At 61.6% G+C, this 23094-nt stretch carries 12 protein-coding genes, 1 tRNA gene and 1 pseudogene; 8 read left to right on the forward strand and 6 right to left on the reverse strand.

From position 1 onward, the window contains the following. The first annotated feature begins 384 nt into the window (after positions 1–384). The 6 genes from CFB17_RS10485 to CFB17_RS10510 all read left to right on the forward strand — a co-directional run bounded on the left by CFB17_RS10485 (position 385) and on the right by CFB17_RS10510 (position 10728). The gene (locus CFB17_RS10485) at positions 385–3420 is read left to right on the forward strand and encodes an alpha-1,4-glucan--maltose-1-phosphate maltosyltransferase (RefSeq protein ID WP_243389845.1); all 3036 of its coding nucleotides are present in this window, start codon (positions 385–387) and stop codon (positions 3418–3420) included. After that, positions 3417–6785 (forward strand): maltose alpha-D-glucosyltransferase, encoded by a 3369-nt coding sequence (gene treS, locus CFB17_RS10490; RefSeq protein ID WP_088561574.1) that lies wholly within the window; start codon positions 3417–3419, stop codon positions 6783–6785. Before CFB17_RS10485 ends, treS begins: the two co-directional genes overlap by 4 nt. Then, a complete protein-coding gene (glgB, locus tag CFB17_RS10495) occupies positions 6772–8991 on the forward strand; it encodes a 1,4-alpha-glucan branching protein GlgB (RefSeq protein WP_088561485.1) in 2220 nt (739 codons plus the stop codon). Before treS ends, glgB begins: the two co-directional genes overlap by 14 nt. Before the next feature lie 113 nt (positions 8992–9104). After that, on the forward strand, positions 9105–10061 hold the full coding sequence (locus CFB17_RS10500; protein WP_088561486.1) for an acetyl-CoA carboxylase carboxyltransferase subunit alpha: 957 nt from the start codon (positions 9105–9107) through the stop codon (positions 10059–10061). A gap of 10 nt (positions 10062–10071) precedes the next feature. Beyond that, positions 10072–10578 (forward strand): prolyl-tRNA synthetase associated domain-containing protein, encoded by a 507-nt coding sequence (locus CFB17_RS10505; protein ID WP_088561487.1) that lies wholly within the window; start codon positions 10072–10074, stop codon positions 10576–10578. A 75-nt stretch (positions 10579–10653) separates the two neighbouring features. Further along, positions 10654–10728: transfer RNA gene (locus CFB17_RS10510), tRNA-Gly, on the forward strand. Between the two features lie 781 nt (positions 10729–11509). Here the strand turns inward: CFB17_RS10510 and CFB17_RS10520 are convergent. From CFB17_RS10520 to CFB17_RS10535, 3 genes and pseudogenes are all read right to left on the reverse strand, one after another. Continuing rightward, positions 11510–11827 carry an EthD family reductase gene (locus CFB17_RS10520; RefSeq protein ID WP_088561489.1) on the reverse strand — a complete coding sequence of 106 codons (318 nt, stop codon included), beginning with the start codon at positions 11825–11827 and terminating at the stop codon, positions 11510–11512. A gap of 16 nt (positions 11828–11843) precedes the next feature. Beyond that, positions 11844–12206: pseudogene (locus CFB17_RS19935) on the reverse strand (SDR family oxidoreductase); the annotation flags it as partial. 321 nt (positions 12207–12527) lie between these two features. Continuing rightward, positions 12528–13394 carry a LysR family transcriptional regulator gene (locus tag CFB17_RS10535; RefSeq protein WP_088561492.1) on the reverse strand — a complete coding sequence of 289 codons (867 nt, stop codon included), beginning with the start codon at positions 13392–13394 and terminating at the stop codon, positions 12528–12530. A gap of 100 nt (positions 13395–13494) precedes the next feature. Here CFB17_RS10535 and CFB17_RS10540 point away from each other — a divergent pair, with 100 nt between their 5' ends. Together CFB17_RS10540 and CFB17_RS10545 are read left to right on the forward strand one after the other, a co-directional pair. Next, a complete protein-coding gene (locus CFB17_RS10540) occupies positions 13495–14577 on the forward strand; it encodes an SDR family oxidoreductase (RefSeq protein WP_088561493.1) in 1083 nt (360 codons plus the stop codon). Between the two features lie 380 nt (positions 14578–14957). After that, complete coding sequence (locus CFB17_RS10545) at positions 14958–15332, forward strand: DUF427 domain-containing protein (RefSeq protein WP_088561494.1); 375 nt, start codon at positions 14958–14960, stop codon at positions 15330–15332. Positions 15333–18080: 2748 nt separating this feature from the next. Here CFB17_RS10545 and CFB17_RS10565 read toward each other — a convergent pair. The 3 genes from CFB17_RS10565 to CFB17_RS10575 all read right to left on the reverse strand — a co-directional run bounded on the left by CFB17_RS10565 (position 18081) and on the right by CFB17_RS10575 (position 22883). After that, positions 18081–18719 (reverse strand): LolA family protein, encoded by a 639-nt coding sequence (locus CFB17_RS10565; RefSeq protein ID WP_165769550.1) that lies wholly within the window; start codon positions 18717–18719, stop codon positions 18081–18083. Between the two features lie 107 nt (positions 18720–18826). Next, positions 18827–21709: a DNA translocase FtsK gene (locus CFB17_RS10570; RefSeq protein ID WP_088561499.1), complete on the reverse strand. Its 2883-nt coding sequence runs from the start codon at positions 21707–21709 to the stop codon at positions 18827–18829. Beyond that, on the reverse strand, positions 21675–22883 hold the full coding sequence (locus CFB17_RS10575) for an aminotransferase class I/II-fold pyridoxal phosphate-dependent enzyme (RefSeq protein WP_243389846.1): 1209 nt from the start codon (positions 22881–22883) through the stop codon (positions 21675–21677). The genes CFB17_RS10570 and CFB17_RS10575 overlap by 35 nt, the downstream gene beginning before the upstream one ends. Between the last annotated feature and the right edge of the window lie 211 nt (positions 22884–23094).

Raw genomic sequence — 23094 nt, forward strand, 5'->3', positions numbered from 1 at the left:
GCAGGCGTTCATGCTCTGAGGAAGAGGGCCGCGAGGGAACTGGCTTATCTCTATGCCGTTTGCCGTGTCGAGACGCAGGGATATCGGGGAGTTGTATTGATGCCGTCAGTGGCGCCGAGAATCTATGACCTCAACCCCCTGCTGGCAGGACCGATCGAGAGTTGGGGGCCACATCTAGAACGCATAGCCGCCATGGGATTCGACACTGTCCATGTGTTGGGGCTCATGGCGCCGGGCGCATCAGGCAGCTTGACGGCCGTCGCGGACCCTTTTGAGCTGCATCCGAGTCTGAGAGGCAACTCCCCACTATCTGCTGAAAAGCTCATCGCAGCGATGGTCCTTGCTGCTACCGGGCTTGGACTCAAAGTTTCGACCGATCTCCCGGTGTCACGGGTCGCAATCGATGCCAAACTGGTGCAATCCAACCCCAGCTGGTTCTCCTGGGAAAATGGACGCCCAGCGATTGCCGTCGAGGCAGGCCCAGGCGGCCAACCTCACGCCCTGGGCGATAGCACGGATCTTCCTTTCGACAATTCCAATCTTCTGGTCGAACAAGCAGACCATTCGGCAAAGATCGCAAGCCATTTCCTGGATCTGGGGCTGGCCGGATTCCGTTGCCCTCGAGCTTCGGCCGCACCATCGGATCTCTGGCGGAACCTTATCGGCCGGGTACGTACGTCCCATCCTGACGCGACCTTCATCGCAGCATCGTTGGGCGTGCCCTTCGAAGCCGTGGCGGCACTTGAGGGGTGCGGCTTTGATTACGTGCTCGACAGCAGCCGCTGGTGGGATCTTCGCGAGCGTTGGTTTCCCATGCAGCGCGAAGAACTCCGTCGGGTAGCCTCTCCGGCCGCTTTCCCGGAGGAGCCGCAAGGGCAGCGGCTGGCCGAATCGTTCGATGTCGGTGATACAAAATCACTACGCCGCCTCTATCTGGCGCGTTACAAAATCGCAGCTTGCATCGGCACCGCGCTGATCATGCCCATGGGCTACGAGTACGCCTCCCGCCGACGCTTTGATCCCATCCACGGAACGAAGGACGAATGGGACGCCGACGTGGCGGCAGCTGAAATAGAGCTCGGCCCCGACATCGCGATCATCAACGCCGCCAAATCGGCAAGCGCCGCGCTCAATTATAACGGCCCGCTGATCGTGGCGACGCCACCCAACGGTAATATCGTCGGCCTCATCCGTCTGGATAAGAGTGCAGCCGGCCTGGCGACGGCAGGGGCTGCTCTGGTCATCAACCCGGATCTGTCCCGCGTCTTTCCGGCTGAGGCCGGCCCCCTGCTCACTGCATCCGGCGGCAAACTCGGCGCCTTCGTTGAGATTGGCGATGGCGGTGCTCTCGACGCCAACCGGACCCTCGACGTCCAGCCCTTGGAAGCACGCCTCTTTCTGGCGACCGAGCCGCCTGCGCGAGCAATGCCCGCTCTCGAACCGCCAATTACCCACGGGCGCGTCGCCATCGAACGGGTCGAGCCCGAGGTGGATGGCGGCCGTTTTCCCGCCAAGCGGATCGTTGGCGAAAAAGTGGACGTCGAGGCCGATATCGTTTGCGACGGGCATGACATCATCGCAGCGCAGGTTCTCTTCAGAGCGATCGACGAGGCAGGGTGGCAGACGGCCCCGATGGCGTTCGTCAATAACGATCGCTGGCGGGGCAGCTTCATCGTCAGCCGCAACACACGCTATGTCTTCACCCTCGAAGGCTGGAAGGATCCGTTCGCCTCCTGGCGTTATGAGGTCACGAAAAAATTCGACGCGGGCGTGCCGATTGCCCTGGAACTGATCGAAGGGCGCCACATCGTCGAGCGGGCCGTCAAGGAGATGGACGGGAAGGAGAATGCGGCCGACGGCCAAGCACTGGCCGAACTTTTGACAAAGCTGAACCAGATCGAGGATGCGGACCAGGCCGGACAGTTGGCTCTTCTCCTCTCGCCTGCGGTGCAAGCACTGATGGAGCGGGTCGGCCCCCGCAACCAGATCAGCCGCTACGAGCGCGAGCTCGAAATCACTGTCGATCGCACGGCTGCCGCTTTTGCCGCCTGGTATGAGCTTTTTCCCCGCTCGATGAGCGATGATCCGGCACGACATGGGACGTTCGACGACGTCATCAAGAAGCTGCCTTACGTCAAATCAATGGGGTTCGACGTTCTCTATTTTCCTCCTATCCACCCGATTGGCCGGAGCAATCGCAAAGGCCGAAACAACACGCTCAAAGCCACAAAGAACGACCCTGGCAGCCCCTACGCGATCGGCTCCCCAGAAGGAGGCCACGACGCTATCCATCCGGAGCTTGGTACTATGGCGGGCTTCAAGCGCCTGATCGATGCAGCTGCGGATGCCGGTCTTGAGATCGCAATTGACTTCGCCATTCAATGCTCGCCGGATCACCCCTGGATAAAGACGCATCATGGCTGGTTCGAATGGCGGCCCGACGGCAGCATCCGCTATGCTGAGAACCCGCCCAAAAAATACCAGGACATCGTCAATGTCGATTTCTACGCGAAGGATGCCGTTCCTGGCTTGTGGGAGGCTCTGCGCGACGTCGTTCTTTTCTGGTGCGAGGCGGGCATCAAGATCTTCCGGGTCGACAATCCGCACACCAAACCTCTTCCGTTCTGGGAATGGCTGATTGCTCAGGTCCAAAAGCGCTATCCCGAGACGATCTATCTGGCCGAGGCCTTCACCAGACCAAAAATGATGAAGCGACTGGCAAAGCTCGGCTTCACACAGTCTTATAGTTATTTTACTTGGCGAAATACAAAATTTGAACTTTCTAATTATTTGACAGAACTCATTCAGGAAGATACCAAGGAGTATATGCGAGTCAATTTCTTCGTGAATACGCCCGACATCAATCCGGTCCCGCTGCAGACGGCCGGCCGTGCCGGTTTCAGGATTCGCGCGCTCATGGCGTCGACCCTCTCGCCCGTCTGGGGGCTCTATTGCGGTTTCGAGCTCTGCGAGGCAACGCCGATCCCGGGCCGGGAAGAGTATCTGGATTCGGAGAAATACGAGATTAGGGCCTGGGACTGGGATCGGCCCGGCAATATCCGCGAGGATATTGCGTTCTTCAATCGGCTACGACGGGAAAATCAGGCGCTTTGGGGTTTTCGCAATCTCGAATTCTTGCCGAGCTCAAATGACCAAGTGCTAGTCTACGTGAAGTCGACGGCAACCTTGGATAATATTATCGTCATCGCGGCCAACCTCGACACTTACAATCCGCAGCAGACCTATTTCGAGCTGCCCCTATGGCGTTACGGCCTTGCCGACGACGCTGCCGTCATCGTCGAGGATCTAGTAAGCGGCCAGCGCTTCGACTGGCACGGTAAAAATCAGCACGTGTGGCTCGACCATAATAACAATCCCTACGCAATTTGGCGCGTGGTGCTGCCTGGGCTTCCATCATGACGAAAACTATTTCGAATCCCTCGCCGATCAGCGCCGCCCTGGGAACCATCCCGGAGTCGGTGACCGTACCGCCTCTGCACGAAAAAGATCCTCAGTGGTATAAAGATGCGGTCATCTATCAGACCCACATCAAGGCTTTCGCTGATAGTAATTCCGACGGAATCGGCGACTTCGAGGGACTTATATCGAAACTAGATTATATTGCTGAGCTTGGTGTTTCGGCAATCTGGCTTTTGCCATTCTATCCCTCGCCTTTACGCGACGACGGGTACGACATCTCCGACTATCGAACGGTCAACCCGGCTTACGGGACGATGCGGGATGTTCGACGCTTGGTACACGAGGCCCATAGACGCAATCTACGTGTCATCACTGAGCTGGTGATCAACCACACCAGCGACCAGCACCCCTGGTTTCAGAAATCCCGTGCGGCTAAGCCCGGCTCCAAATGGCGGGACTATTATGTCTGGAGCGACAGCGACCAGAAATACAAAGACACCCGGATCATTTTTATCGACACCGAGAAGTCAAACTGGACTTGGGACCCGGTGGCGGGTGCTTATTACTGGCATCGGTTCTACAGCCACCAGCCTGATCTCAATTTCGACAATCCACGTGTGATGGACGAGGTGCTGGCCCTGCTCCGCTACTGGCTGGACATGGGTATCGACGGGCTGAGGCTTGACGCGATCCCCTATCTTATCGAGCGCGATGGCACAAATTGCGAGAACCTGCCCGAGACGCATGGCGTCCTCAAGCGTATCCGCGCTGCGATGGAGGAACGCTACCCCGACAAGATGCTATTGGCCGAGGCCAATCAGTGGCCCGAGGACACGCGACCTTATTTCGGTGACGGCGATGAATGCCACATGGCCTTTCATTTCCCGCTCATGCCGCGAATGTACATGGCAATCGCCCAGGAGGACAGGCATCCGATCACCGATGTGATGCGTCAGACCCCGGAGATCCCGGAGAATTGCCAGTGGGCAATCTTCCTGCGCAATCATGACGAGTTGACGCTCGAAATGGTGACGGAGAACGAGCGGGAATATCTTTGGAACACATATGCCGCCGATCGCCGGATGCGAATCAATCTCGGCATCCGCCGGCGCTTGGCCCCGCTCCTGGACAATGACAGGCGGCGTATCGAGCTCATGAACGCCCTGCTGTTTTCCATGCCGGGCACGCCGGTCGTCTATTATGGCGATGAGATCGGCATGGGCGACAATATCTATTTGGGTGACCGGGACGGCGTGCGGACCCCTATGCAATGGTCGGTCGACCGAAACGGCGGATTTTCGCGCGCGCAGCCTCAGCGACTCTACTCACCGCTCGTGCAAGATCCGATCTACGGTTACCAGGCGGTCAATGTCGAGGCGCAACAGCAGAGCCCTTCGGCGCTTTTGAACTGGATGAAGCGGATCATCGCGGTCCGCCAAGGTCGCAAGACCTTCGGACGCGGCTCCCTGACGTTCCTCTATCCACGCAATCGCAAGACTCTATGCTATCTGCGCGAATATGAGAGCGAGACTATTCTTTGCATCTTCAACCTTTCGCGCAATGCGCAGGCGGTCGACCTTGATCTTCGCGCCTACAAGGACCGGATACCCGTCGATCTGATCGGCCGGAGCCCATTTCCGCCAATCACCGAGCAGGCCTATCGCTTCACGCTGCCGCCTCATGCGTTTTTCTGGTTCACGCTGGCGGAAGCAAGCCAGGTCAGTGCGCTCGGCAGTCAGACGCCCGAGCCCTTGCCCGACTTCATCACGATGGTACTGGGGCCGGATTATCAGGAAATCCGGGGCGGCCACGCCGGCCGGGACCTCGTCCTTCAGGTCATGCCGGAATATCTACCCAAACAACGATGGTTCGCCGCGAAAGATCGGGTCCTCCAGAAGATTACGCTGGGCGCTCGTGCTCTACTGCGCGAGCCACAAGGAGGCGGCTTTTTCCTGGGAGAGCTCGAGGTCGCCTTCAAGGATGCGGCCGACCAGCGTTATCTTCTGCCTTTGACGATTGCCTGGGGCGAAGAGCATCTGGATCAAAATAGCGCTCTTCTTCCCTACATACTCGCACGCGTTCGCCGTGGCCCGAAGATCGGCGTCCTCTATGATGCGACCCAGTCGGATGAATTTCCACGGCGTATCATCCGGATGATGGCAGCCGCCCGAGATATCGCCGTCGAAGGTGGCAAGCTCAAATGCTACTCAGGCAGGCTGAGCAATCGGCTCGAGATCGAGCCGGATGTCAGCGTTCGACGGCTGAACGCCGAGCAGAGCAATACGTCGATCCTGGTCGGCGACGATGCGATCGTTAAGATCTACCGACGCCTCGAGCCTGGCATCCACCCGGAACCCGAGATCGGCCGCTTCCTGACCGACGTCGCAGGATTCGCCAACACACCGCCATTGCTGGGGTCGATCGAGCGAATCGCCGAGGACGGGACGTCCTGTTCCTATGCCGCTTGCTTCGGCTTCGTCGCCAATCAGGGCGACGGTTGGAGCTTCACGCTCGACCATATCGACCGCACGCTCGACGAATATCGGGTGGCGACCGACGAGGTTCGCGCATCGGAAGAACCGCACGGGATGTATCTCGCCATTGCCCGTTTGCTTGGGCAGCGCACGGGCGAGATGCACAAGGCCTTCGCCATCGACACCGACGATCCCGCCTTCGCCCGCGAGCCGCTGACTCGAGAAGACCTCGAGCTTATGCGAAGAGAGGTCCGCCAACAGGTCGAGGCGGGTTTTGCGGCACTCGAGGCCGCCCGAGAAGGGGCGAGCGACGCCATGCGCGCCTCGATCGACGAGGCACTCACCTACAAGGCCGAGGCGGAACAGATCATAGATGCCATCGCCGAGGTACCTGAGGGCCTGACAAAGACGCGCTTTCACGGCGACTATCACCTGGGTCAGGTGCTGATCGCCCAAGGCGACATCATGATCCTCGATTTTGAGGGAGAACCCGCAAAGTCGATCGACGAGCGTCGCGCGAAAAGCTCGCCCATCAAGGATGTGGCAGGCATGATGCGCTCGTTCGACTATGCCGCCTGGGCAGCCGTCTTCCGCTACGCGGAGAGCGATCCGGCCGCGTTTGATTCGCTCCTGGTGCCAGCTCTAAGCTGGCGGCAACAGGCGCAGGAAGCATTTCTTGCCGGTTACAACGACGCCATTGGCGAAGCCTCGTTCTACCCCGCCGACCCAAATTCGGCCGCGGCCCTCTTGGAACTCTTCACGCTACAAAAGCTCTTCTACGAAGTTGCATACGAGGCGGCCAATCGCCCGACTTGGCTGAGCATTCCGCTAAGCGGCCTGCACGACCTCTTCAGGGGTACAGGAACGGAGGACACTGATGGCCACGATTGAGCGAAAGGCGCCAGCTTACGCTGCCGAACCGGCGGCTGTGGCCGCTTTGGTCGAAGGTCGCCACGGCGATCCTTTCGCGATCCTCGGCATGCATGGCGGCAATGGCCAGCCACTGGTGGTGCGCACTTTTCAGCCCGGCGCCCGAGCCGTGCGTGTCCTGGCGGGCGAAGCGCTTGTCGCGGAACTGACGCAGACGCATGCGGCCGGTTTTTTCGAGGGTGAAATCCCGCTTCGCCAGGAGCCCTTCGCCTATCGCCTGCGTATCGCTTGGGCAGTAGGCGAGAGCGAGATCGAGGATCCCTACCGCTTTGGCAATATTCTAGGGGAGATGGACGTTTATCTCCTGCGTGAGGGGACGCACCGCAAGCTCTATGAAAAGCTGGGGGCTCATCCCAGCGAGATGGATGGCGTGGCGGGCACAAGCTTCGCGGTCTGGGCACCTAGTGCGCAACGCGTAAGCGTCGTCGGCGGCTTCAACTACTGGGACGGGCGTCGCCATCCGATGCGCAACCGTATCGAATGCGGGGTATGGGAACTCTTCATCCCGGGCGTGGGGGAAGGCGAACTCTACAAATACGAGATCATTGGTGCCGACGGCACGATGCTGCCGCAAAAATCCGATCCTGTGGCACTGGCGACTGAACGATCGCCATCCACCGCATCGATCGTCAAGGGTCTCGTCGACCGCCCTTCCCGCTCGAATTCATGGATGGTCCGGCGCGAAGCGCGTCAACGTCGCGATCAGCCGATCAGCATCTATGAGGTGCACGCTTTTTCATGGCGGCGCGTGCCGGAAGAAGACAATCGCCAGTTAAGTTGGCGTGAACTTGCAGAACAGCTCGTGCCCTATGTCAAGGATATGGGCTTCACGCATATCGAGCTTCTTCCTATCAGTGAGTTCCCGTTTGAGGGCTCATGGGGCTACCAGCCGATCGGCCTCTTCGCCCCCACAAGCCGGGGCGGCGATCCGCGCGACTTCGCGCTCTTCGTTGACGCCTGTCATGATGCCGACCTTGGACTGATCCTGGACTGGGTACCGGGTCACTTCCCGACCGATCCTCACGGCCTTGGCCATTTTGATGGGACCGCGCTCTACGAGCATGCGGATCCGCGCCAAGGCTTCCACCAGGATTGGAATACGCTGATCTATAATTACGGCCGCCGCGAGGTCAGTAATTTCCTGCTGTCCAATGCGCTTTTTTGGCTGGATCGATTTGCCATAGACGGGCTCCGCGTCGATGCGGTGGCCTCAATGCTCTATCTCGATTACAGCCGCGCCAGTGATCAGTGGGTGCCGAACAAGTATGGTGGCAACGAGAACCTTGAGGCTATCTCCTTTCTCAAGCAGATGAACGAGCTTGCCTACTCCGAGGTCGACGGCGCCGTCACGGTGGCTGAAGAGTCGACGTCCTGGCCTGGTGTCAGCCGCCCCGTCTACCTGGGCGGCCTCGGCTTCGGCTACAAATGGAACATGGGCTGGATGCACGATACGCTGAACTACATCCAGACCGATCCGCTCTATCGCCGATTTCATCAAGGAGAACTGACGTTCGGGCTCGTCTACGCCTTCTCGGAGAATTTCGTTCTCCCGATCAGCCATGACGAGGTCGTTCATGGCAAAGGCTCGCTGATCAACAAGATGCCAGGCGACCTCTGGCAGAAATTTGCCAATCTGCGAGCCTATCTCGCTTTCATGTGGACCCACCCGGGCAAGAAGCTTTTGTTCATGGGCTGCGAGATTGCCCAATGGCGCGAGTGGAACCACGATAGCAGCCTGGACTGGCATCTGCTCGCCGACGGACCTTACCACAAGGGCGTGCAATCGCTGGTCCGCGACCTCAACCACACCTACAAGAAGACGCCAGCACTCCACGAGTTCGACTGCGAGGCCGAAGGCTTCGAGTGGATCGACTATCTCGATGCCGAGAAAAGCATTCTCGCCTATCTTCGCAAGGGCACGGACAGCAACAGGTTCGTCGTCGTGGTCTGCAACTTCACGCCGGTCGTGCGTCACGGCTATCGCCTCGGCGTGCCACACGGTGGCCTCTATCGCGAGGTGATCAATACCGACGCCGGCGACTATGGCGGTAGTGGCGTGGGTAATGGCGGTGTGGTCGAGGGTGTGGAGGAGGGCTTTCACGGCCGGCCCGCTTCGATCACGCTGACTTTGCCACCTCTGTCGACGCTCGTCCTCGAGCCCTACTGAGGCTGATCATGATCGCCGATTTGTTGACCTGTGGGAAAGCGACTAGATAAGGGTCCACGAGACGGCCTTTGCCCGATACCCGTAAGCCTGACTATCTGGATCGATCCCCTCGCATGAGCAGCCTACTGGATTTCGAAAAGCCAATCGCCGAACTCGAGGGCAAGGTGAAGGAGTTGCGTCACCTCGCGGATAGCAGTGACAGCGGGTTGGACGAGGATATCGCCAAGCTCGAAACACGCGCCGCTAAGATGCTGGCGCAGACTTACGCTAAGCTCACACCTTGGCAAAAGGCCCAGGTCGCCCGCCACCCGGACCGGCCGCATTTCAAGGATTATGCGGCGGCGCTGGTTCCTGATTTCCAACCTCTGGCGGGCGACCGCAGCTTTGCCGACGATGCCGCCATCCAGGCGGGATTGGGCCGTTTTCGCGGCCGCTCGATCCTGCTCATCGGGCACGAGCGAGGCTCGGACACGGAAGAACGCGTCAGACATAATTTCGGCATGGCTCGGCCCGAGGGTTATCGCAAGGCCATCCGCCTCATGCGCTTGGCCGAACGCTTCGGACTCCCCGTCGTGACCTTGGTTGACACCATGGGCGCACATCCTGGCATCGACGCCGAGGAACGCGGCCAGGCCGAGGCCATCGCCCGCTCGATCGAGTGCTGCCTGGATCTGGCGGTGCCGGTCGTCTCGATTATCGTCGGAGAAGGGGGCTCGGGCGGCGCCATCGCTCTGGCCGTGGCCGACCGGGTGCTGATGCTGGAACATTCGATCTATTCTGTCATCTCACCGGAGGGATGTGCCGCAATTCTCTGGCGAAGCGCGGAAAAGGCCGCCGACGCGGCGGAGGCATTACGGTTTACCGCCCAAGACCTTCGCGAGTACCGGCTGATCGACGAGATAATCCCCGAGCCAGTGGGCGGTGCTCATCGCGCGCGCGACGTCACGATCGATGCTGTTGGCGACGCCATCGAACGCCATCTTGCTGATCTTGAGGGTGTGCCCGGTCTCGATCTTCGGCTTCTGCGCCGCGAGAAGTTCCTGGCCATGGGCAGGCCCGCAGCGGCATAAGGCGACGACCATGTTATGCGACGTTTCCGCTATGCTGGCCTATCTCGACGAGCTGGGCATTGCTGCACGGACACAGGAGCATCCGCCGGTCTTCACGGTTGACGAGGCAGCCCTCCACACCGCCCATATGGCGGGTGGCCATACAAAGAACCTCTTTCTCGAAGACAAGGCCGGTGGTTTCTGGCTGGTGACCTGCCTCGATCGGCAGGTCGTCAAGATAAACGGCTTGTCCCGGCTGCTGAATGTGCCGCGCTTTCGCTTTGCGACACCGGAAAGACTGGTCGAGTTCCTTGGCGTCGAGCCAGGCTCGGTGAGCCCGCTGGCACTCGTCAATGATAAAGATCTACGGGTAAAAGTAGTCTTCGATAAAAAAATGCTGGCATTGGCGGAGCTCAATTTCCATCCACTGCGCAATACGGCGACCACGACTCTGGCGACGAGCGACTTTCTCCGCTTCGTCGCGGCGACCGGCCACGATCCCATGGTCGTAGATCTTGATCTGACCCTGACGAGCTGAGTGTCATTTTTCGATCCCAGGCCCTTGCCAAAATCCGGCCACCCGGATAGATACCGCCTCCGCAAACGGAGCGTCGCGGGCGTAGCTCAGGGGTAGAGCACAACCTTGCCAAGGTTGGGGTCGAGGGTTCGAATCCCTTCGCCCGCTCCAAATTTCCATCAGAAATCAGAGCGATATAGACAGCCCATCGGGCCGTTTTTGCTTACCCAAGCCCATTCCAAATTCTGGGTAAGCAAAAGGTAAGCAGGCGGTGATTGACTCCGCTAGTCGGGCGCCAGCGGGCTGGCAATGCCCCGTGGTCTTCCGCATGAGCAAAGCTCGCCTGCTAAGATCAACGCGATAACCAGGGCCACCGCGGGCGCCCGGTTGCCCGCGGAACGCTAAGGAACGAAAAGCCGAGCGGTGCTGCGTCGGGCCAACCAGCGTCAAGACATGCGGCCGTGCTGCGCCAGATGATCGAGAAGCACTCGAACCCAAACCGGGAGGATGCGGGCTGGTACCACAAAGACGGCATCGAACGGCTCGCGGCCGTCGGCTGACTGGGTCCGAGCCGGGCGGGCGGCCGAAAGATCATCGCGCACGGAGAGCTCCGCGACATAGGCCGGTCCCAAATCCAAGCGTGAGGCGGAACGTTTAGCCGCCGTTGATTCGGAAGCAGTGACCTAGACACGGCACAGGACATGGTCGACATAGCCTGCTGAACTAAGGCCCGAAATCGTCGTTTCGGGCCAAAAGTGTATGTCCACCGGAAAGGCCGACAATCCAGATTGCGCCACCGCGCCCGACCATCCTCCGTGGCCATCTGCATTACCGAACTTCGAGCATCTGAATCGTTCGTGCCTCCGGCCGTCCGGTTGCAGCCAGAGTCACGTATTTCAAGGATGTCGACGGCGCACAGAGCGTGGCGACATGTTCTCCTAGATGTTCATGATCAAAGTGCCACGGCCCTGGCGAGGTCCGGCTGGACATCGGTAAAGCGTGCCACGTCCGCCATCACTGCTGGCGTCTCAGGCGCAGCAAACGCGGCCTCCATTGCGGCGGTGTCGCGAAAACGGATTTCACAGATCGCGATCGTGCCGCTGGCTTCGACCGCCGGGAAGAATGCGGATGCGCTCTCCAAGCCGTGGCGCTGCCAAGACCGTACGACGAGCGGCAGATGATGGGCGACATAATAGTCGCGGTCAAAGCGCGTCTGCGGTGTTCCCTGGTAACTGACATAGACGATTGCGGGTGCGTTCTGCTCGGTCATGATCTTTCCCCTTGATTCAGGCGCCGAAGCCGCCATCGATGGTGTGCATCGCATCTGTGATACCACGCGCCCGCGACCTGGCGAGATAGAGGACGAGGCTGGCAACCTCATCGGCGATGCCGTGGCGCCTGATAGCCATGATGCTATGCATCGCGGCCACTAGAGGGCCACCTGCCGCATTCATGTCAGTGTCGGTAGAATTCCGGCTGAACAACGCACACAGTGATGCCTCGCGCGCCGAAACTCAGGCCATTCCTTGTAGGGCAGATTTGCTCATCGCGTAAGACGCAAATCCCTCGAAAGGCATGCGCTCGCCATTGACCGGACCGATGATGAGGATCCAACAACCAGCGGGCATGTTCCGGGAGGATTCGCCGCTAGGTGGTAGTGACGACGGCGGCCTTCTGCTCGATACTCTTGGTGCGACCTCGTTCCCATGTGTCATCGTGATCTTGATGACTGCAACGCTTGGCAGTTGCCTGGTCTGCCAGCGCACACGGCTTTCCAGCCAATGCGCGACAGATGCGTTGATTTATTAGGCGTCGTCACACCTATTTCGAGGTCTCCGCCATTGCCAAAAGGCGTCGCTGGCGGCGTTCGTCTTCCCTTAGATCCGGATTTAGATCGGGGCCGTCCAGAGCACTGGATGCCTGGCGGAACGCCGAAAGGGGCTGTCATGCGAACGCTGGATCACCCGACGTCACGACACGCGGCCATGCTCTGCCAGATGATCGAGTAGCACACGCACCCGGACCGGGAGGATGCGGGCCGGACCCACGAACACGGCGTGGAACGGCTCGCGCGCGCCGGTTGACCCGGTTCGGATTTCGGCAAGGCGACCGGCCGAGAGATCGTGACGTACCGTGAACTCCGCGACACGTGCCGGTCCCAGACCGGCCAGTGCGAGAAGCCGGACTCCTTCGCCATCGCTGATCCGGAAGCGTTGCTTCCCACCGCCATCGGATGACTGCCAGGGATCGCTCTTGCGCGGATAGGTGAAACCGATCGACGGGGTGGCAACCCCGGGCTCGTCATATCGGGCAAGCCAGTCAGGGGCCGCCACCTCAATGATGCGGGTCTCGCCCAACGAGCGGGCGATAAGATCCGCGTCCGCCATCGGGCCCGCGCGGATGGCGATGTCAATCGGCTCCTTCACCAGATCGACCACCGCATCCTGCTGGACGATGTCGATGGCGATTGCGGGATAGCGCTGCGCAAAGCTGGGCAAGATACGGCACAGGACATGGGCGACATAGCTGGCGGAACTGCTGATCCGCACCCGCCCGGTTGGCTCCGCGGCACTGGCCGCCTCGCGTTCCGCGGTTTCGAGGTCGGCGAGAATCGCGCATGCCCGGGCATGAAAGCTGCAACCTTCATCGGTCAGACTGAAGCGCCGCGTCGAGCGGCGCAAAAGTTGGACGCCGAGCCGCCGCTCCAGCCGGGCAATGGTGCGGCTCGCCGCCGACGGAACGATGCCCAGAGTCCGCCCCCCTGCCGCGATACTTCCCGCTTCCACGGTCGCGATGAAAACTTCCAGTTCTCCCAGCCGATCAGGGCGTCGCGGCATTCGTTACCTCAAGACACGTATGTCGTTCCGGAGATGATTCTAGCGCCGTCCTGATGCCTCGGCCATGTGGACACGAGCGCGACATTCAAAGGAAAGCACGATGGCGGACGACGGCGCGGGACAACGTCACCTCGCGGTATTCGGCGGCTATGGCGTGGTAGGCACAGGCATCGTCAGCCGGCTGCTGGATCAGCCAAGGTGGCGAATGACCACCATCGGGCGCACAGCGGCGCCTGCCAGGCTCATCGACGGACGATCACCGCCTCGACATCTCCAAGCTGACTTGCTCGATGCTGTTAAGACAAGGACTGCCCTGGCGAGCCTGTCCGATGTGACCGACATGATATTCTGCGCCTATGTCGAGCGCGATACGATGGCGGCGACGGTCGCACCCAACGTGGCCATGCTCGCCCACGCTCTCGATGCCCTGGAGGCTGCATGCGCGCCGCTACGCCGGGTCGTGCTGATCGGAGGCGGCAAGTCCTATGGCGAGCATCTCGGCCCTTACAAAACGCCCGCGAAGGAACGCGATCCGCGTCACCTCGGCCCGATCTTCTACAACGATCAGGAGGACCTGCTGCGCGAGCGGGCGAAGGGTTCCGGCTTCGAATGGACGGTGCTGCGGCCGGATGGCGTACTGGGCCCGAGCATTGGTTCGCCGATGAACATGCTCATGGGGGTCGGCGCCTATGCCGCAATATGCAAAGAGCTTGGTATCCCGCTGCGGTTTCCGGGCAGCCCGGCAGCATGGTCGGCGCTGCATCAGGCAACAGACGCCGGGGTGCTGGCCAGTGCGGTGGAATGGTCGCTCACAACGCCGTCTGCGTCCGGCCAGATATTCAACGTCACGAATGGCGACAATTTCCGCTGGCAGAACGTCTGGCCCGAGATCGCCGCTGTCTTTCAGGTCGACGTGGCGCCGCCGCAACCCATGCACCTCGGCGAGCAGATGGCGGACAAGGCCGGGCTTTGGCAGCGGATGGTCGACCGGCACGGCCTGCTCCCCATCGCATGGGAGAAGCTGGCGGCATGGCCGTTCGTCGACGCCTGGTTCCACATGTCCTTCGACATGGTGCAAAGCACGATCAAAATCCGCCAGGCCGGCTTCAACACGTGCATCGACACGCACGACGCCCTGGTAACCGGCTTGCAAAAGCTGCGGCGCCATCGCGTGCTTCCGTAGAACCGTAGATCGGATCGATGGAGAAGACGGGGGCTGCGCGCGGCGATCGGAGCCGGCTCAGGAGGAGACGATCCCGTAGCGCTCCAAGAAGATACCGCACAATCGCCCAGGGTGATGGGTTGTCCGATCGCTCCCAAGGTCGGCAGCGACGACGCCCAGGATTGTCTTCATCTGGGCCGCGCCGGGCGACATGGGGCGTGAAGCCGGCGTTAGTGCGGGCTCGAGGAGCGTCGCCTGCAGCCTGGGCGAATTCGCCGGAGCGATCTTTGGGGAGCAGGCATGTTCTTCCGCTTGATGAAGACCAATATGCGTTAGGGCATCGTTGCGGCCGGACGGATCGCGGTGCCGCAATGAGCGTCCACGCCTCAAGGAGAAACGCGGTGGCCGACCGAATCGTCAAAATTCCAGGTGCCGATCACCCCATCAGCATCGAGCCCAGCGGCGAGCGGATCGTCGTTACCGTCGCCGGGCAGATCGTGGCGGATAGCCGGAACGCGTTAGTCCTGCGCGAGGCCGATTATCCGCCAGTCTATTATATTCCGCGCGGCGACGCGGAGCCGGGCCAGCTGACACGCAGCGCGCATGCTACCTACTGCCCCTATAAAGGCGAGGCTTCCTATTTCGACATTCCGGCGGGAGGCGAGCGTTCGCGTAACGCCGTCTGGAGCTACGAGGCGCCCTACTCAGCGGCCGGAGCGATCAAGGACCATCTGGCATTCTACCCGAACCGCGTAGACGCGATCGAGATCGGCTGAGACGGCCAGCCCCGCGCGGGCGGATTGCCTCGATGGCTGTGCCTCTTCAGCGCCGAGCCGCACATGATCGCCACGGGCAACGCCTCGCAACGGAGGATCGCCTGCTCTGGTCACTGGCAAGCGGCCTGCCGCGCCGCGCCATCGCCCAAGAATACGGCGGAGCGCATGGGCCGGGAGTGCCGCCCCGGAGGAAATTGCCGCTATCGGCAGACGGACCTCGGCGAAGGCCGCCCCTTGAGGCGTTCGAAGCGACCACGCAAATCGACTGCGTCTACAGGACGGCAATCAAACGCACCACCCTCAAGCTGCGCAACGGCGGGAACTGACACATGGATGGATGAACGATCCTGCATCCACGTTTTCATCGACTAGAAGCGACATGACAACCTGCAAAACCTTGCGTTCGGTCCTGCTCGTTGCTGTCGTCGGAGCCAGCCGTCCTTCCGCCTTACGCGGTCGTGAAGTTCGGTCATGTTATTTCTCCTCCGCCGCAAGACCTATCTTATCTACAGCCGCATGTCAGTTTGTGATGTAGCGACCGTCCACAGCCTGCCTTTGGGAAAGCGATTTGGCGCTATTAGTAAGCTTCTTATAGGCTGTCGCTAGGTCACAAAACTCATCCGCCGAATTCCCATTTCCGACGCCAGAAAAGTACCCCCTACTCGTCCCCATAAGACCGCTTTGCTTCGATCTTCGCGTACCGGTCGGCGACCATGCGCCTCAGTAATTCAGTATTATCGATGCCCAAGCGAGCACGCAAAAGAGCTATCTGCTCGATTGTCTCTTGCGCCGGATAGGCGCCGATGTGCTTGCCTCTCGGTTTGGCTATCGGTTTCGCGACCGGCGCGACTTCTGTTTTCTCCGCCGTCTTAGGCTCTGATGCGAAAGTGGGCTTAGGCTCCCTCACGCCCAGGACCGCCAGGAACGGATTTACCTTAGGCTTCGCTCTTGCAAGTATAGCTTTGACCTTATGTGCACGTGTGCCCCAGTGCTAAGACCCACTTATGCGGATATGCACACCTCAGCTGCTGCGGAGAAATGAGGCCGCCCGACCGGCGAAAGAGCAATGCCGATAGCCGTAAGGCGGCCTAATCAAGCACCTTGGCAGCCCAGGAACAAAGAACTCTACTCATAAAAACGCGTCGGGAGTTTATGAGGAGCGACAAGCCAAGAATGGCTGATTATATGTTGATGTGTTCTTAATAATTTAGGGCTCATCAAGATGATTCATGGATTTACCTTCGAACCGAGCGACCCACAAGAACACGGCGAATTCGTCACCTGTAATGGAACGCTAGATAGCCCCCTACGAATCGAAGGAATAAATCGGGAACTCGATTTTACTTTCCGGAAAGGCGACAGACGTGTGGTGACCAGAGTAACACTCGGGCGCGTGCGGGTAGACGTGACGCTTCCAGACGACGAATTCGAAGAAGTCAATGAGCGCGTCCGAGCCCCGAACGGGCTGCCTTTGCGCGCAGCTGTGATGAATGTCATCGACACTCAGCCTTATGATAGAGCGCTACGGACGGTGCCTCCTGGGGAGCCTGAGATCGACAATATTCGCACGCTGACAGCCCCATCTAAATGACGAGCGGGACAATACGACGCGCGTAGCGTCCTCCGTGCGGTCCCAAGCGAGCAACGAGGCCGCCCGTGTGCCTATCCACCGACTTCGCGGAGCACACAACGCACCCGCGATCGTCGAGTACAGGGGCCAAAATCCCGTGCTCGCAGAAAAGCTCGCGCGGCGGAAACACCGCCATTACCTAGGAGAACGCGCGCATGATCAGCATCCCGCATCCGCCACCAAGCCCTCCAGAGACCCGCACCAATTGGGTCCGTTGGCTGGCGCAAGGGTACCCTATCTCGCTGGCGGTCGTGCTGAACAGCTTGCCTCGCGATCCCGAAACAGGTTGGCCGGCGGGCGGCTTGCCCGCACCACCGCTCCGGCTATTGCTGGGCCTTCCCGAGGAGCCCGAGGCCGATAAGCCCGCATCGCCTAAATCACCCGCCCAAGCCACGCCCCCAGGCGGGAAGCCATGACGCGCCTTGGAGCGGCCCTGCTGCTGGTGCTGTTAGCCCAGCCTCACGCGGCGCTTGCGCTTGAGCCGGAGTGGAAGCCGGGCCACACGGCTGCCGAAGCACGCCAACTACGCGAGAAGCGCGAGGAGAATCGGAAGGCAGAGCAACGGTATTGGCGGTCGAAGCCCCTTCATTGTGACACGGCCACCGAATGCCAGCGCGCACGCCGTTTGCGCGGCGACGGCTCTTACTAGGACCATGTCGTTACCGACCTATAGCGCGCGCCCTCGCTGCGATAGGCTCTGCTGAGGGCCAGAGCCGGACACCGGCGTGTTTGCTCGATGGCGGCGGAATAGTTGTTACCCGATATCTTCATGCCAATTGCCTCATGGAGCGACCGAGGGTCACCTGCCTCGAGCTGGTCCGGATCGCTTCCGCCTGGAGGTAAAGCAAAATCAATCGGGCTTTGGGGTGCTAGGCTCGCGGACAAATCGCGCCGGCGATGGCCAACGCTGCAGTCGTACCACGTTGACGATGACCTCAGGCGCCTGGCGATACAAGGCTGCCGCTTCGGAGCCACTGGCGACGAAGCCTGGGAGTCCATCGGTCGCATGGGCTCGAGCCCTGCCGTCGCATTCATGGCCGGGCCAAACACGGTAGAGCCCAAGCGCTCCAAGCCGCCGCGGCGCCTTTATGGCGCATCGTCCGGCACCTCGGGTCAGTTCAGTCGGAGGGCCAGCCGAAAAGCTTGGGATCCCGCCAATGAAAGAGGTCGGGATCGAGAGTCACGCCGGTCTTGATGTCGGCAAGGACGACCTGCGTGACCAGGCCTTGCGGGTCGGTCACCGTCCAGCGGCGCAATTCCATGGGCGACTGGGCGAAATAGACGATGACGTTGCCCTGATCGGGCTTATCCTTCTGGATCACCTTCACGCCGACCTCGTTGCCGACATGCTGGACGGCCTCGACCTCGACCGAATTGTTGAGGTCCACCTGGCTGGCCAGGAGGAAGGCCAGGGGTGTCTGTGAGAGAGGAATCTGGTTGACCTGCTTGACGGCCGCGTCCTGGAAGATCAGGCGCCAGTCGGTGGCGACCAGCGTGATCTTCGAGGGCGGGTCATAGTCGAGGCGCATCTTGCCCGGCCGCGAGATGTAGACGGTGCCGGCAGCCATGCCCCCATTGGGGTTGATTTGCTGGAAACGGGCCTGGAGCGTCTTGATCCCGTCGAGATAGGATTCGACGGCGTTGACGGCACTCTGGTCACTCGGCGGCAGCGCGGCCCTGGCACTTTGCGCGAGGAGACCAGTCAGGAGTCCGGCGGCTGAGGAGCCAAGAAAAAAACGGCGATCGAAAGCGGACATGGAAACCATCCCAGGGGTCGAGGCGCCGGCGACCCTGGCCGGCCGAGCCTATGAATAGGCGATCTTGAGGCGCGCTCCAAATCGCCGGCCGACGCCGTCCTTCAGGATCAGTCGAAGTCGCTGACCTCGTTGCCGTCGACGCCACCCCGGCCCATCAGCACCTGCCGACGGCCGACATGGTCGGCCGAGGAGATAAGGCCGTCCTGCTCCATGCGTTCAATCAGCTTGGCGGCGCTGTTATAGCCGATCGACAGCTTGCGCTGCAGATAGGAGGTCGAGGCCTTGCCGTCGCGCGCGACGATCTGAATTGCCTGATTATAGACGGCATCGCCGCCAGCCGCACCTTCGACGCCGCCGAACGCCCCGACATCGTCGCCGCCACCCTCCATGCCACCCTCACTGGTCACGGCATCGTCGTAATCCGGAGTTCCTTGGGCCTTGAGATGCCTCACCACCTGCTCGACCTCGCCGTCCGTGACGAGGGCGCCATGGACGCGCACGATACGGTCGCCTGGCATCAGGTAGAGCATGTCGCCCTGACCCAGTAGCTGCTCAGCCCCGCCGTCGCCCAAGACCGTCCTGCTATCGATCTTGGAGGAAACCCGAAAGCTGATGCGGGATGGGAGGTTTGCCTTGATGACGCCGGTGATGACGTCGACGGAAGGCCGCTGGGTGGCGACGATCAAGTGAATCCCGGCGGCGCGCGCCTTCTGCGAGAGGCGCTGAATCGCGTTCTCGATCTCCTTGCCTGCCGTCAGCATCAGATCGGCCACTTCGTCGACGACGACGACGATCAGGGGCAACGGATCGTTGGCGAGCGGCTGCTCTTCGAAAATGGGCTGGCCTGTCGCGGGATCGAAGCCGGTGCGCACGCGACGTTTCAGCTCCTCGCCGCGTGCTCGCGCCTGCTCCAGGCGGCGGTTGAAGGCGAAGATGTCGCGCACGCCCAGATGCGACATCAGGCGGTAGCGCTCATCCATCTGACGGACGACCCACTTGAGCGCCACGACGGCCTTTTGCGGCTCAGTGACGACTGGCGAGAGCAGATGCGGAATGTCGTCATAGACCGACAGCTCGATGACCTTGGGGTCGATCATGATGATACGGCACTGGTCGGGGGTCAGCCGATATACCAGCGAGAGGATCATCGAGTTGATGGCGACCGATTTGCCAGAGCCCGTCGTGCCGGCGATCAGAAGATGCGGCATGCGGGCGAGGTCGACGATGACGGGCTTGCCCGAGATGTCCTTGCCCAGCGCCAGCGCCAGCCTTGCCTCGCTGGAGCCGAATGGGCCGCTCTCCAGGATGTCGCGCAGATAGACCGTCTCACGGCGATCGTTGGGCAGCTCGATACCGATGACGTTGCGCCCCGGCACGGTCGCCACGCGGACGGAGAGAGCACAGAGCGAACGGGCGATATCGTCGGCAAGGCCGATGACGCGTTGCGAGCGGGTACCCGGTGCTGGCTCCAGCTCGTAGAGGGTAACGACCGGCCCTGGCTTGACGTCGATGATCTCGCCCTTGACGCCGAAATCGTCGAGGACGCTTTCAAGCTGGCGGGCATTCTCTTCGAGGACGCCCTTGGTGAGACCGGGATTGGCCGTGCGCTGCGGCACAGCCAGAAAATCGAGGCTGGGCAGCTCGAAGGATCGATCGCGTTCGCGATCGACAGGCGCCGGCGGTGAGGGGGGCGCGTTGCTACGCACGGGCGGGGGCGCATCGGCCGGACCGGCCACCCCGCGGAGCGGCGTCGGCAGTCGGCGCGCGGGCAGGGGACTCTCGGCCCGGGACTCGAGCCCGTTCTCGTCGTCATCGACATCGTCGTCGAGCGCGAGTGGCTCAGGCACCGGTACGGCGACCGCGCGTGCATCGCGGCCAAATGGCTGTTGCGGTTCGCTTGCGACTAGCGGACGCTCTTCCTGCGGCTCCGCTGGGGGTGTTTCGTCCTGCGGCTCCGGCCGGCTTCGCCGCCTCAGCTGAACGACCTTGCCATCCTCGCCGGTCTCGCCGCTGCTCAGCTTGGCGCGCAGATTGCCGCCCAGGCGGCCCATGAGGCCGGGTTTGGCCTCGGCAGGCTCGGGCGGCTCGAATTCCGGCCGCTGGCGACGCGTGAAGCTCGGCACGACGTCCGGGGTGTTGTCGACGGCGTCCAAGTGGTCCTGGCGGGCAGCCCGCCGCGCGCGCATGGCTTCGAGCGCCACATCGTAGCCAGCGCTGGCCATGCCGGCAGCTGCGCCCGCCATGCGACCGGCGGCGGGACGTAGGAGCCGGCCTGTCCAGCCGGCGATGCGATTTAGGGTGCGAAGCAGGGTGGCGACGGCCAGCCGCGTTTCCCGCACGCGCAGGCCCAGCGCGACGAAGGCGAAAGCCGCGCAAACGACCGCCGCTATGAGGGCGAAGCCGCCGCGGCTGCCGCCGGCGATGGCGCCAAAGATGAAGTCGCCAGTGAAGCCGCCGAGGCCAACGCGATAGGGCCAGACGTCACGCGATGGCAGCGGGGCCACCGTCGCCAGCATCGCACTGGCGGCCATGACGGCGAGCGGCAGGGCCAGGACCGGTAGCCAGGGCCAGGCGAGGGGGCGGTTGAAGACCAGCCGGATGCCCCACGCGATCGCCGCGACCATGGGCAGCCAAGCGGCGAAACCCACGACTTGGTAAAGGAGGTCGGCCAGGATCGCCGCCATGTAGCCGCCGGGATTGGTGACGGCAGCCGCCGTTGCCTGGCCCCAGGACGGATCGTGTGGATTATAGCCGGCAAGAGCCACGAGGCCGAAGATGCCGAGCGCGATCACGCCAAGCCCGCCAACGAAGCGGCTGGCATTGCCGAAGACGATGCTCGTCAGCGAAGCCTCGTCTTCCACAATTTCGGGACGCACGCTACTGCTGGTCGTCAGCGCCGGCGAGCGCACGGCACGACGCGTGCTCGGCAGATCACGGGCACGACGTCCCTGATCTTCAGAGCGTCTGGGCGATACGCTCGAGCGCCGCATCGATCATCCCTTCTTCATGAACCAGGGCGACTCGGAGATAGTCGCGACCCGGGTTGATACCGTTCGTGTCGGTGACAGCCAGATAGCTGCCAGGCAGGACCTTTACCCCTGCCTCACACCACAATTTCAGCGCTGCCGCCTCGCCGGACAGGCCGGTCTCGGCGACATTCAGCCAGAGAAAGAAGCCGCCGGCCGGGCGGAAGAAGTCGAAGCGTCCCTGCAGTCTCTTGGCAGCGAGATCGAATTTGCGGCGATAGGCCAGCCGGTTGCTCTCGACATGCGCGTCGTCGCGCCAGAGCGCGGTCGCCGCTGCCATCAAAGGCATCGGCTGGACCGCCGCCCCGTAGGCACGCAGGCGGAGGAAACGACTAAGCACCTCGCTGTCACCCGCAACGAATCCTGAGCGCAGGCCCGGGGCACTCGAGCGCTTGGAGAGCGAGTGCATCGTCACGACGTTGGAAAAGTCGCCCCCTTCGGCCAGCGCAGCGTTCAGGCCCGAAGCGGGCGGCTCGCGATCGAAGATCTCTGCATAGCATTCATCGACGATGAGCAGGAAACCGTGGGTCCGGGCGAGGCGGACCAGCCGGCGCAGATACGCAAGATCGGCTACGGCACCCTGGGGATTGGCGGGCGTACAGATGAAACAGGCCGAGGTGCGATCCAGCACCGCGGGCTCCAACTGATCGAGATCGGGCAGGAAGCCGCTTGCCGCGTCCGCTCTTAGGTAAATGGGCTCCGCGCCGGCGATCGTGGCGGCACCGACATAGGTCGAGTAGACCGGGTTCGGAACCAGAACCACGGGCCGCCCACCGAACCGCGATACGTCCGGTGTGACGATCTGGGGCAGCATGAACAGCCCCTCCTTCGTGCCTGCCAGCGGTACGATATGCCGCTCCGGATCGAGCGCTGCCTCTGGCAGGCCGAAACGCCGGATCATCCAACCGGCCGCGGCCTCGCGAAAGGCAGCCGTACCGGCCATGGGCGGATAGCGGTTCCAGTTCGCCGACTCCTCGGCGATCGTGGTCGCCAGAAGAGCTGGAGGCGCGTGCTTGGGCTCGCCTATCGAGAGATCGAAAGGAGGTGCGCCCGGCGTCTTGCCCGCCAATAGCTGGGCCAGTCGCCGGAACGGAAAATCGTTCAGGCCGTCGAGCCGGTCGTTCCACTTCATCGGCATGAGGCGGCTTTTCGCTCGCTCCTTTCGGTCGCGGCCTGGGCGGGGCCGCTCAAAGGGATTTCGATCCAGCTTTAACACCAGGTCGCAAGTTCCTTCAACCACGTGATTTCTTTGCGACGAGAACACCACTCGAGTGTGTCTGTCATGTCGGTCGAGACGGCCTCGCGGCAGCAATGTACTGGCGATTTCGCGCTGTTGCGCTACCTCTTGA

This window comes from Arboricoccus pini, from assembly GCF_900187945.1.
In the GTDB taxonomy this organism is placed as follows: Bacteria; Pseudomonadota; Alphaproteobacteria; order Geminicoccales; family Geminicoccaceae; genus Arboricoccus; species Arboricoccus pini.

Excerpts from the sequence above, each read along its gene's own strand:
- treS (WP_088561574.1), top strand. The coding sequence starts at position 3,417 with ATGACGAAAACTATTTCGAATCCCTCGCCGATCAGCGCCGCCCTGGGA.
- glgB (WP_088561485.1), top strand. The coding sequence starts at position 6,772 with ATGGCCACGATTGAGCGAAAGGCGCCAGCTTACGCTGCCGAACCGGCG.
- CFB17_RS10500 (WP_088561486.1), top strand. The coding sequence starts at position 9,105 with ATGAGCAGCCTACTGGATTTCGAAAAGCCAATCGCCGAACTCGAGGGC.
- CFB17_RS10505 (WP_088561487.1), top strand. The coding sequence starts at position 10,072 with ATGTTATGCGACGTTTCCGCTATGCTGGCCTATCTCGACGAGCTGGGC.
- CFB17_RS10520 (WP_088561489.1), bottom strand. The coding sequence starts at position 11,827 with ATGACCGAGCAGAACGCACCCGCAATCGTCTATGTCAGTTACCAGGGA.
- CFB17_RS10535 (WP_088561492.1), bottom strand. The coding sequence starts at position 13,394 with ATGCCGCGACGCCCTGATCGGCTGGGAGAACTGGAAGTTTTCATCGCG.
- CFB17_RS10540 (WP_088561493.1), top strand. The coding sequence starts at position 13,495 with ATGGCGGACGACGGCGCGGGACAACGTCACCTCGCGGTATTCGGCGGC.
- CFB17_RS10565 (WP_165769550.1), bottom strand. The coding sequence starts at position 18,719 with ATGTCCGCTTTCGATCGCCGTTTTTTTCTTGGCTCCTCAGCCGCCGGA.
- CFB17_RS10570 (WP_088561499.1), bottom strand. The coding sequence starts at position 21,709 with ATGCGGCGCTCGAGCGTATCGCCCAGACGCTCTGAAGATCAGGGACGT.
- CFB17_RS10575 (WP_243389846.1), bottom strand. The coding sequence starts at position 22,883 with ATGCCGATGAAGTGGAACGACCGGCTCGACGGCCTGAACGATTTTCCG.